This is a genomic window from Desulfosarcina sp. (assembly GCF_033791525.1).
Lineage (GTDB): Bacteria > Desulfobacterota > Desulfobacteria > Desulfobacterales > Desulfosarcinaceae > Desulfosarcina.
Map to the genome: position 1 here is coordinate 1 of NZ_JASJGN010000318.1, position 10962 is coordinate 10962.

9 protein-coding genes, 1 other RNA gene and 1 pseudogene are annotated in these 10962 nt (G+C 52.0%); 10 read left to right on the forward strand and 1 reads right to left on the reverse strand.

Going from position 1 to position 10962, the window contains the following annotated elements:
- The 8 genes and pseudogenes from QNK41_RS15940 to ssrA all read left to right on the forward strand — a co-directional run.
- Positions 1-190 (forward strand): annotated as a pseudogene (locus tag QNK41_RS15940) (alanine dehydrogenase); the annotation flags it as partial.
- A 308-nt stretch (positions 191-498) separates the two neighbouring features.
- Positions 499-1236, forward strand: a complete 738-nt coding sequence (locus tag QNK41_RS15945; RefSeq protein ID WP_319258665.1) for a FadR/GntR family transcriptional regulator — start codon at positions 499-501, stop codon at positions 1234-1236.
- A gap of 72 nt (positions 1237-1308) precedes the next feature.
- Positions 1309-2076, forward strand: coding sequence for an ABC transporter ATP-binding protein (locus QNK41_RS15950; RefSeq protein ID WP_319258667.1), 768 nt, complete (start codon positions 1309-1311; stop codon positions 2074-2076).
- Between the two features lie 26 nt (positions 2077-2102).
- Positions 2103-3239 (forward strand): branched-chain amino acid ABC transporter substrate-binding protein, encoded by a 1137-nt coding sequence (locus QNK41_RS15955; protein WP_319258669.1) that lies wholly within the window; start codon positions 2103-2105, stop codon positions 3237-3239.
- A gap of 93 nt (positions 3240-3332) precedes the next feature.
- Complete coding sequence (locus tag QNK41_RS15960) at positions 3333-4244, forward strand: ABC transporter permease subunit (protein WP_319258671.1); 912 nt, start codon at positions 3333-3335, stop codon at positions 4242-4244.
- Positions 4228-5451 (forward strand): high-affinity branched-chain amino acid ABC transporter permease LivM, encoded by a 1224-nt coding sequence (livM, locus tag QNK41_RS15965; RefSeq protein WP_319258673.1) that lies wholly within the window; start codon positions 4228-4230, stop codon positions 5449-5451. Before QNK41_RS15960 ends, livM begins: the two co-directional genes overlap by 17 nt.
- An 18-nt stretch (positions 5452-5469) precedes the next feature.
- Positions 5470-6177: an ABC transporter ATP-binding protein gene (locus QNK41_RS15970; RefSeq protein ID WP_320416524.1), complete on the forward strand. Its 708-nt coding sequence runs from the start codon at positions 5470-5472 to the stop codon at positions 6175-6177.
- 314 nt (positions 6178-6491) lie between these two features.
- Positions 6492-6844: a transfer-messenger RNA gene (gene ssrA / locus QNK41_RS15975) on the forward strand.
- A gap of 18 nt (positions 6845-6862) precedes the next feature.
- Here the strand turns inward: ssrA and QNK41_RS15980 are convergent.
- Positions 6863-7240 carry a tyrosine-type recombinase/integrase gene (locus tag QNK41_RS15980; protein ID WP_319258677.1) on the reverse strand — a complete coding sequence of 126 codons (378 nt, stop codon included), beginning with the start codon at positions 7238-7240 and terminating at the stop codon, positions 6863-6865.
- Positions 7241-7610: 370 nt separating this feature from the next.
- On the opposite strand from QNK41_RS15980, the gene QNK41_RS15985 reads away from it, so the two are divergent.
- Together QNK41_RS15985 and QNK41_RS23110 are read left to right on the forward strand one after the other, a co-directional pair.
- On the forward strand, positions 7611-9761 hold the full coding sequence (locus QNK41_RS15985) for a choice-of-anchor U domain-containing protein (protein WP_319258679.1): 2151 nt from the start codon (positions 7611-7613) through the stop codon (positions 9759-9761).
- Between the two features lie 393 nt (positions 9762-10154).
- A complete protein-coding gene (locus QNK41_RS23110) occupies positions 10155-10367 on the forward strand; it encodes a DNA cytosine methyltransferase (RefSeq protein WP_413815166.1) in 213 nt (70 codons plus the stop codon).
- Positions 10368-10962 lie beyond the last annotated feature (595 nt).

The window sequence follows — 10962 nt, forward strand, 5'->3', positions numbered from 1 at the left end:
CCTGGCCTTGACCAACGCCACCTTGCCCTATGCGGTGCAGATCGCCAACAAGGGCTGGAAAAAGGCCATGCAGGACAACCAGGAGATCCTGCTGGGGGCCAACGTGATCGACGGCAAGGTCACCTACCAGGCCGTCGCCGACGCATTCGGCCTGGATTACACTCCCGTGGAATTGTTTATCGGCGATTGACGCGTATGCTGTCAATGGTCGTTTGTGGTTTCGAATGGCAGGTCAACAGGCTGCGAGCCTGAACACCCGGCCGCTTAATGAGGGTGTTAAAAACGCAAGCGATCTTCCCACCAGGCGGCGGGAAGACCGCTTTGCTAATGGGGATGCATAAACCAAATACAATTTAAAGAATCATCTTGACAGATGAAATCAATTATTATAAATGGTCAGACCATTCCATCAATTAATCAATCACTCCGCCGGAGTGACTGTTTCAGACTCTCTTTGAAGCGTTTTTTCATTTCTACCTTGGATCGAGCTGCTGATCGATGACCCATTTGTTTCGTGCTGCCAGACAAAACCGGATTTTCCAGGATGTGGTCGAACAGATCCAGGAAGCGATCATCGACGGACAACTGAAGGTGGGTGATCGGCTTCCCGCCGAGCGTGACCTCAAAGAGATGCTTCAGACCAGTCGGAGCACCCTTCGTGAGGCCCTGCGCGTGCTGGAACAAAAGGGGCTAATCGAGATCAAGCTGGGAATGGGTGGCGGTGCCGTCGTTAAAAAGGTCACCTCGGATCTGGTGGCCGAAAGCCTGGACCTGCTGATTCGTTCCAATCAAGTCTCCCTGAAGCATATCGCTGAATTCCGGGAGCGGGTGGAAGGCGATGTGGTGTGGCTGGCCACCTCACGCTTGACGAAATCGGACATAGATGAGCTGGAAAAGCTCCTTGACGATTCCCGACAATGTTTGGCGCGAGGGGTTGAGGGCGTCCCCGATTTTCTAACTGCTGATCAACATATTCACCAATACTTTGCCAAAATCACCGGCAACCCTATCTATATCTCCCTTTTTAAGACCATACATAATAACATTCGACGCTATTTCGACGAGCTTCTATTTAAAGAGGAGTCGGAGATGCGTGAGAATCTTCAGGACCTTGAAAGTGTGGTGGCAGCGATGAAAAAAGGAGACGCGGATACAGCCTGTAAGATCGTCCGAACCCATGTAAGACGATTCAATGATTATATGGAAATAAGGGAACAGCAGAGAAAAGCAGGATAAAACAGCTTGCCCGCAGGGTCGCTGCCGGGCGGAATTTGCACAGTACGACAACAGAAACAACGGGTTGGTGTTATGGCACATTTAGAATTGGACAACATCACGGTAAGATTCGGCGGGCTGGTGGCCCTGTCCCAACTGAGCTTTTCGATCAACTCCGGGGAGATCGTGGGTCTCATCGGTCCCAACGGCGCCGGTAAGACCACGGTGTTCAATGTGCTCACCGGTGTCTACAAAGCCAGCAGCGGCAACGTGCGCTTCGAGGGCGAAAGCATTTTAGGGAAACCGCCCCATGAAATATTCTCACAGGGCGTGGCCCGCACCTTCCAGAACATCCGTCTTTTTTCGGCCATGACCGCGGTTGAAAATGCCATGGTGGCCCGGCACTGCCGATCAAAAATAGGCGTGGTGGGCGCCATTTTCCGAACCGGATCGCAACGTCGCGAAGAACAATTCATTCACGACAAGGCCCTGGAAGCGCTCAAATTCATGGGCGTGGACAAGTATGCAGACACGGTGGCCTCCAACCTGCCATACGGCCTGCAGCGGCGCCTCGAAATTGCGCGCGCGCTGGCCTCCCAGCCCAAGGTGATTTTGCTGGACGAACCGGCCGCCGGCATGAACCCGTCGGAAAGTTCGGCACTGATGAAGGATATCTCCCGAATCTGTGAACTCGGGATCGACGTGCTTTTGGTTGAGCACGATATGAAAGTGGTTATGGGTGTGTGTCATCGGATTGTATGTGTTGACCATGGTGTGAAGATTGCCGAAGGGACGCCGGAAGAGATCCAGTCCAGCCCCCAGGTGATCGAGGCATACCTGGGTCAACCGGCGAGTAAATAAACACCAACAAACAGAAGGAGTTTCAAATGAGGAAAAAACTGTTCGTAGCACTGGTACTTGGCCTGATGGTCGTCCCCTTTATCATGGGAACGGCAACTGCAAAAACTTTGAAAATCGGTTCCATGAGCCCGCTGACCGGCCCCTATGCCTCAGACGGAACGGACATTAAAAACGGCGTACTGACCGCCATTCAGGTGTTCGAAGAAGGCGGCGGCATCCCCGGTTATGACAAGATCGAGCTGTTTGCCCAGGATACCGCCTGCGATCCCAAGCAGGCCGTGGCCGCCGCCAACAAACTGATCAATCTGGAAGTCGCCGGCGTCGTCGGTGCCTACTGCTCGTCTTCCACCATCCCGTCCTCCGAGACCCTGGCCGAAGAAGACATCCCCATGTTGACCCCGGCCTCCACCAATGAAAAAGTGACCGACCGCGGCCTGCCCTACATGTTCCGCCTGTGCGGACGTGACGATGACCAGGCCCCGGCTGCCGCCAAGTTTCTGAAAGAGTCCCTGAAGGCTAAGACCATTTTCATCGTCGACGACAAAACCACCTACTCCCAGGGCCTGGCCGACGGCGTCAGCAAGGCCGCCAAGGCGTTGGGCATGGAGGTGGTCGACCATGATCATGTGAACCAGGGCGACAAGGACTTCGCCGCCGTGCTGACCAAGGCCAAACGGGCCAACGCAGATGTTTTCTACATGTCCCTGCAGGGATATTCCCCCGGCGCACTGATGGCGCTGCAGGCCAAACGCATTGGCATGAAGTCTCAGATTGTGACCCAGGACGCCATGTTCCAGCCCAAGTTCATGGAGGTGGCCAAGGCAGCCGCAGAAGGTGTTTACCTGACCTACGGGTTTACCGATACGACCACCCCCGAGTACAAGGCTTTCGAGAAGATCTACGTGCCCAAGTACGGTGCCATCGCCGCCTACGCCACCTACGCCTATGATGCGGCCACCGTGCTGCTCAAGGCAATCAAGGCATCCGACTCCACCGATCCGAAGAAAATCAAGGCCGAGATCATGAAGATGGAGTTCGACGGCGTGGCCAAACGCATCAAGTTCAGGGCCAACGGCGACTCCGGATCGTCCTACATCGCCTACAAGATAGAAAATGGCCAGTTTGTTCCTTATTGGGCGCCTGAGCAGGGGCTGCTCCAATAAATCGGTAATGTGACGTGACCGCCCCTGCCATGATGGCGGGGCGGTCACCGCAATCGTGTTCACTGCAAGCATCAATCTGAAAAAGCGATTCCTATGGATTATTTCATACAGCAATTGATAAACGGAATTACACTGGGTGGCCTGTACGCCCTGATCGCGCTGGGCTACACCATGGTGTACGGTGTCATCCAGCTGATCAACTTCGCCCACGGTGAAATCTTTGCAACCGGGGGCTATGTGGGGGTGATCCTGCTCAGTTTCTTTACCGGACTGGGATACATGGAGACCCACCCCATACTCTGCCTGGCGGCCGCTTTCGTCCTCACCATGGGGTATTGCGCCTTTTTTGCCGTGGGTGTCGAAAAGGTGGCCTACAAACCCCTGCGCAAACAATCGCGCCTGGCCGCCCTGCTCTCCGCGCTGGGTATGTCCATCTTCCTGTCCAATGGACTGATGCTGACCCAGGGGGTCTACGACAAAGCCTATCCCGGCGAGCTGTTCCAGGGCGGCGTCGATTTTGGAAATATCACCATCGGCTATCTCCAGATGATGATCGTGGGCATGACCATATTTCTGCTGTTCGGGCTCAACATCCTGGTGTTCAAGACCAAGATCGGCATGGCCATGCGGGCCACGGCCCAGGACAAGGTCATGAGCAGCCTGGTCTCTATCAGCAGCAACCGGATCATCTCCCTGACCTTTGCCATTGGCGCGGGGCTGGCTGCCGCCGCCGGTATCATGGTGGGCCTCTACTACGGCTCGGTGCGCTACGACATGGGCTTTCTGCCCGGTATCAAAGCTTTTGCAGCGGCCGTGCTGGGCGGGATCGGCAATATCACCGGGGCCATGCTGGGCGGATTGATCATCGGCATGGTGGAAATTTTCGGTGCGGGATACATCTCCGGTCAGTATAAGGATGTGTTTGCATTTATTATCCTGATCTCCGTGCTGTACTTCAAACCGACTGGAATCATGGGCGAGAATATCGATGATACAAGAGTTTAAGAAAGTCTGGAAACCATACACCATCGGCCTGTTGTGGCTGCTGGGACTGCTGTGGCCCCTGCTGGGTATTCACCCGGACGGCACCCTTTCCTTCGGTAACACCTTTACGGTCTGGCTCTATATCGCCGCCGGCACTACCATCTGCCTGCTGCTCTATATCATGAACAAGAGCGGCAGCCTGAACGCCGTCAGCCGGCCGTTGGCCGGATTGCAGGAAACCGTCGGGCAGGCCTCGGCCAAGGTGCCCAACTGGGTCTGGATCGTCATCCTGCTGGCCGCCGCCTTCTGCTACCCGTTTTTTACCGGTCGATACGCCCAGGACGTGGCCACCAACGTGCTGATTTATGTCTGCCTGGGGCTGGGGCTCAATGTGGTCGTGGGGCTGGCCGGCATGCTGGATCTGGGCTACATCGCCTTCTATGGTGTGGGTGCCTACACCTACGCCCTGTTGAACATCCATTTTGGCATGTCCTTCTGGATCTGCCTGCCCTTTGCAGCCGCCTTCGCCCTGACCGCCGGCTGCATCATCGGATACCCGACCCTGCGCATGCGCGGCGACTACCTGGCCATCGTGACCTTAGGGTTCGGAGAAATTGTGCGCATCTTACTCAACAACTGGATGAGTCTGACCAACGGACCCAACGGCCTTCTGGGCGTCAAACCCCCCAGTATCCTGATCCCCAGTTTTCAGGGCGGTATCAGTTTTGAGGTGTTTTACCTGAAGAAGCTTCATTTCTTGTATTACATCGCCCTGGCCCTGGCCATCGTCACCATCATCGCGGTCAGGCACCTGAATTTTTCCAGAATCGGCAGGGCCTGGGAATCCATCCGTGAAGATGAAACCGCCGCCGAACTGATGGGCGTCAACACCTTCAAGCTCAAGCTGCTGGCCTACGCCATGGGCGCACTTTTCGCCGGCCTGGCCGGTGCTTTTTTCTGCGCCCGCATGCGCTTTGTCAGCCCCGAAAGCTTCACCTTCCTCGAATCAGCCATGGTGCTGAGTATGGTGGTACTAGGCGGCATGGGCTCGATCCCCGGCATCATTTTAGGGGCAGCCGCCCTGATTGTGCTGCCCGAAGTATTCCGCGAATTTGAAACCTACCGCATGCTGGTTTTTGGTATGTCCATGGTGGTGATGATGCTGTTCCGTCCCGCCGGCCTCATCCCGGCTAAACGTATGGGCAAACGGGGCGAAGAGGGGGAGTGATAGATGGCCGATCAACCGATTCTCGAACTGAAAGACGTCTATTCCAGCTATGGCAGCATCAAGGCCCTCAAGGGAATCTCCCTCAAGGTATATGCGGGCGAAATCGTGGCCATCATCGGCGCCAACGGTGCCGGTAAATCCACCACCCTGATGACCACCTGCTGCGTGATTCCTATCGACAAAGGCGAGATCTGGTACAACGGCAATCCCATTCACGGCAAAGCTGCCGAGATTCTACCCAAAACCGGCCTGTGCCAGGTGCCGGAGGGACGTCGGATCTTTCCGCGCCTGACCGTGGACGAAAACCTGACCCTGGGCGCATTCTTCCGCAAGGACAAGACAGACATCGAAGCCGACCGGCAGCATGTCTACGGCCTGTTTCCGATCCTCAAAGACCGCCACAAACAGCACGGGGGCACCCTGTCCGGTGGAGAACAGCAAATGCTGGCCATCGCCCGGGCGCTGATGGGCCGGCCCAAGGTGCTGTTGCTGGATGAACCCTCGCTGGGTCTGGCACCGCTGATCGTCCAGCAGATTTTCGATATCATAAAAGATGTCAACAAAAAGGAAGGAACCACCATTTTACTGGTTGAGCAGAATGCCAACCTGGCCCTTCAGGCCGCTTCCCGGGGCTACGTGCTGGAAACCGGCAATATCATTTTAGAGGATGATGCCAAAAAGCTTCTGGATAATCCGGAGATCAGAAAGGCTTATCTGGGCGAATAGTTGACCGATCCGTAAAAAGGCCCGATATCTGCGTTACGCTTCATCCCTCGTCATTGCGGCGTACCACACGTACGCTGCCTACGGCACCCGCGATTGCGGTATTCCCAGGGATTTGCAAGCCTTGATCTCGGTCTTTTTATGAATCAGTCTGGAACGTGTCTTTTCACGACCTAATCAATAGCTGACAAAAGAGACCCCAACGCCCCTGATCCCTTGTTACAAGAGGGTTTCAGGGGCGTTTATAATTTCTGCTGTTGCTTGACATTGGCAGGTCCGAGCGTTAATATACAGGTAAGACTGTTCTTTAACAAATTGGGGGCGAAACGGCTTCGACGGGGATAAAGAAGCATTGATTGCATGCCGAGTTCCTACCATCTCGTAAATCTGGTGGGAAATAAACATAATCGCAGACGATTATAACTACGCCGTAGCAGCTTAGTGCTACCGTTCTACCGGGTTTTTCCCGCGAACCTGGATAGAACGTCGACTAGTGGGATAGCCTAAACTGAATGCCTGCTACAGTAAAGGCGAACTTTTAGCAGGATAGCCTTTGAAGTACCCTGCCTGATGGAGACTGCCAAAGGCGATACTTAGAGATCAGGACAAGCATGTAGATATCTGTGTGGAATGTTTTCGGACGCGGGTTCGACTCCCGCCGCCTCCACCATTTGCTTATGCAATTAAATCAATTGTATAAACCGTTTTCAGGGACGTGATTTTGGCCATTGTGTCGCAAATTGTGGCTAATTGTGTCCCTTTTTTTATTGGTGTTTGTCACAAACTGCCTTTCAAACGCACTTCCATCGTGCCGGGTCAGATTGGGAATATAGCGACCGTAAGTCTTGTAGATCATGGACGTGTTGACGTGTCCCAATGTTCTTGCCACCCAATGTGGGCTTTCACCAGCTGCTAAAGCCCATGACGAGAACGTGTGACGCGTTTCGTACATCCTCCGGTGCATCAAACTGCTTTTTTCCATTACCTTGGCCCACACCTCCCGCAATTTATCCTGAAGGATCGGGTCCCTTTTCACATAATCTTGAAATAAAACCTCGTCTGGCATCCCACTTTATCGCCACTTGCTCAGAGGGTCTCAGACCGGTCTGGACTGCAAAATTAAAAAACGGTCTGTACCATTCAAGAATAAATTCCATCAGCTGTTTCTAATCCCTGGGGTTAAACGGGTAAACATTGGTACGTTTAGGAAAGTTGAGGTTTTGGCATTAGCCACAGACCTAATATACTCTCAATATATCCCATAAATATTCGATTAAAATCATAAAGTGGCTTTCAGCAGACAAACATGTGCACTTTTATATACGTTCGTACAAAAATTATAAAAGTGCACCGATAGTCAATAGTATAACCTATCAATATTACTATTAAAATAATAATTTCTCAGTTTGGCATCATATTTGATGGGCACAAGAGTCATGATGACTTCATACTTTGCCCAGCATTTGCCATCCAAATTCCAAAGCAATAAATTCCTGATTTTTCTTTTCGCCATCACCATCATACTGCTCGCATCCGTTTCCAGTGCCATCGGCGCCCAAGTGACGCTGGCCTGGGATGCCAACAACCCGACCCCGCAGGGCTATAAAGTTTTTCAACGCATCGGGGGAACAGCTTACGATTACGCCCATCCGGCTTGGCCCACCGATGGCAGCGACCATTTGCAAACCACATGCACCATCACCAATCTGACAGCCGGAGTCACTTACTACTTTGTTGTCCGAGCATACGTCGGCAACGATCTGAGCGGCGACTCCAATGAAATCTCATATACGGTGCCGGCCGAGGTCACCCTATCGTCCATCACCATCAGTGGACCGACCCAGCTTAATGAAAACAGCAGCGCCCAGTACGCATGCACGGCCCACTACAGCGACGGCTCCACCGCAGGCCTGTCCAGCGGCGTCACCTGGAGCGAAAACGGTGCGGCCACAAGCATCAACGCCAGCGGATTGCTGACCGCTGCCAATGTGAATGCCGACACTGCCGTCACCATCACGGCCCGCTACGGCGTAATAATCGACACCCACAGCGTGACGGTAAAAGACATTGCTCCGACCCTATCGTCCATCACCATCAGCGGCCCGACCCAGCTTAATGAGAACAGCAGCTCCCAATACGCATGCACGGCCCATTACAGCGACGGCTCCACCGCAGTCCTGTCCAGCGGCGTCACCTGGAGCGAAAACGGCGCGGCCACAAGCATCAACGCCAGCGGATTGCTGACCGCCGCCGATGTAACTGCCGACACTGCCGTCACCATCGCGGCCAGTTACGGCGGCAAAAGCGACACCCACAGTGTGACAGTCAAAAAAGTTTCGGCCCCACTGAACTCTCTGACTATCAGCGGACCCTCGAAAGTGAATGAAGAGAGCAGCGCCCAGTACACATGCACAGCCCATTATAGCGACAATACAACATCGATCGTAACCGACAACGTCAACTGGAGCGTGAATTCTAGCTTTGCGAATATAGACACCGCCGGTTATCTTGTTACTTACGCAGTCCAAAATGAAGAGCAATTGACCATCACGGCATCCATTGATGGCAAACATGCCAATTATGGTTTGACAATCAACAATTCAAACATAACCCATACTCTGACCATTGATATCCTTGGCTCCGGCGCTGTCCTGCTCAATCCCCCAGGCGGCATATATGATGTTGGCACAGTCGTCACCCTCACAGCAGAACCAGATCATGCGTGGGCATTTGATGGCTGGGCAGGATCCGTATTGGATCCTGATACCAACATCACCTCAGTGGTCATGGATACCGATATCAGCTTGTCGGTGACCTTCTTGGAAGATACTGACCTGGACAGCGTACCCGATCGAGAGGAGTGGGGAATAGACGGCCAAAATAATTCATTTGACGGTAATGGCGACGGCATTGCCGATTATTTGCAGAGCAATGTCGCTTCCATTCACACAAAAGACTACCTGCACTTTTTGACCTTGAGTACTCCGGAACCCGGCAAAATTACGTCATGCAAAATGAACGATACCGCTTCCATTGCAAGCGTACCTTCAGAATGCAGCTTGCCCCTCGGGTTGATCTCTTTTAAAATTGAAAACCTCACCCCCGGTGCCAACACAACCCTGACCATTAATATGCCGACCGGGTCTGAATTCGACACGTTCTACAAATACGGGGCCACTTTCGATTACCCCGCTGCGCACTGGTATGAATTTATGTACGACCAAACGTCGGAAACTGGCGCAGTCCTGGAAGGTGATTCCATAACGCTTTATCTAAAAGACGGGCAACTGGGAGATGACGACCTCTCGGCAAACGGTGTTATTTCCGACCCTGGCGGCCCCGGTATCTTGGAGGTCGACGATAATACAAATCCCACGCCAATCAGCCATCTGACAGACGGCGGCGATAAGACAATTACTACGCCAACCAGCTATCAGTTAGACGGCGGCGATAAGACAAGCTCGGGCATTAGCGGTGGATGTTTCATAGATAGCATTTCAAATGCGTCTCCATTAAGAACTTTCATCATTCATGGCCTATCTTTTTTCAGGAAAATGGATGAAGCCATGCCGCCAAGCCGGCATTGATTGCCCTGGTCGTCAGAATAGAATAGCCAATAGCCAACTTAAATGTTTTTTGAGTGATCTCGTGTGGAAGGTGTTAATCGTTAGAATAGGCTCAAAGCAGAGAAGTTAATGTGATTTATCAATAGGTGAGTATTCAATTAATGTAGCGGTAGTGTAGCGCATAGCCTGTGAAGTTTTGATTTTATTGGATCGATGCAGGTTCGACTCCCGCCGCCTCCACCATTTTTTGTTTAATATTATCAGGGTGTTAATTAATTTTGACATCCTTTTTTGGTTGTTCGGATGTTGTTCAGGTTGTTCAACCTATTTCAAATCGATTTTAATTAACTTATAGCCCCCCAATTCATTTTGCCAACCAAGCTGAATCCAAAAAACAGATTTTATAATTTAAACGTGAAACTACTTACAGAGTTATCTGAAAAGGTTGGATCGTCGGACTTCGAAGCCGGATATGTTTTTGTTGATGCAAGCATTCGTCGCCTAACTCCTTTGGAGTGTGAACGCCTCCAAGCTTTCCCGGACATCCTATATCGTTTTTTTGGGCCCCAAAAACTGCAATATAGACCCAATTATACCAACCGGTTAGAAGCTATCCATTATCATTAAGAGCACTTAACTTGGCCCGTCCCTAAAACATAACACTCGTCCGCAGTATCTGGTCATGCCCCGGAAGAAAGTCTCCTATCGTTGTTTCAGAGTTGCATCCACATCTGCATAGGCTCATCGTTGATACCCTCCTTGTAAGATTGAAGTAGTTATTGCGGTGCCCCTTTCTGGTAATCCACACTGACCTCTTTCATCTTATCCAGAAACTCAGCCTCTATGAAGTAAAGTCGCTATTGATGGAAGTCTATGTAATTATTTACATAATTATCTTCGAATAGATAATATCTTGAAGAAAGATAAAAATGTTAACAGGCTGATAACTTAAGACATTTGTTGAGTAATGCTAAAACGGTACAAAATATGCTGCGTCCATCGGCAGCGAGCCGGGCTTGTGGTTGTTATGCACATACGGAGGTGGACCCCATTGAATGGACAGCCTGACGGGTTGGATACCCCCCAACTCCTCTAATCTTCCCTTATAAACCTGGAGGAACAATAATGTTGAACAATGAAAGGTTTAAAATGTTTGGCACCTGTGGCATCTGTCATAAGGAGGTCATAGAGCAGGACTGCTTCCGTCTGGGGTATGATCTGC

Bases quoted from the DNA above. Each gene is read 5' to 3' on its own strand.
- livM (WP_319258673.1), top strand. From the start codon at position 4,228: ATGATACAAGAGTTTAAGAAAGTCTGGAAACCATACACCATCGGCCTG.
- QNK41_RS15960 (WP_319258671.1), top strand. From the start codon at position 3,333: ATGGATTATTTCATACAGCAATTGATAAACGGAATTACACTGGGTGGC.
- QNK41_RS15985 (WP_319258679.1), top strand. From the start codon at position 7,611: ATGATGACTTCATACTTTGCCCAGCATTTGCCATCCAAATTCCAAAGC.
- QNK41_RS15950 (WP_319258667.1), top strand. From the start codon at position 1,309: ATGGCACATTTAGAATTGGACAACATCACGGTAAGATTCGGCGGGCTG.
- QNK41_RS15980 (WP_319258677.1), bottom strand. From the start codon at position 7,240: ATGCCAGACGAGGTTTTATTTCAAGATTATGTGAAAAGGGACCCGATC.
- QNK41_RS15955 (WP_319258669.1), top strand. From the start codon at position 2,103: ATGAGGAAAAAACTGTTCGTAGCACTGGTACTTGGCCTGATGGTCGTC.
- QNK41_RS15945 (WP_319258665.1), top strand. From the start codon at position 499: ATGACCCATTTGTTTCGTGCTGCCAGACAAAACCGGATTTTCCAGGAT.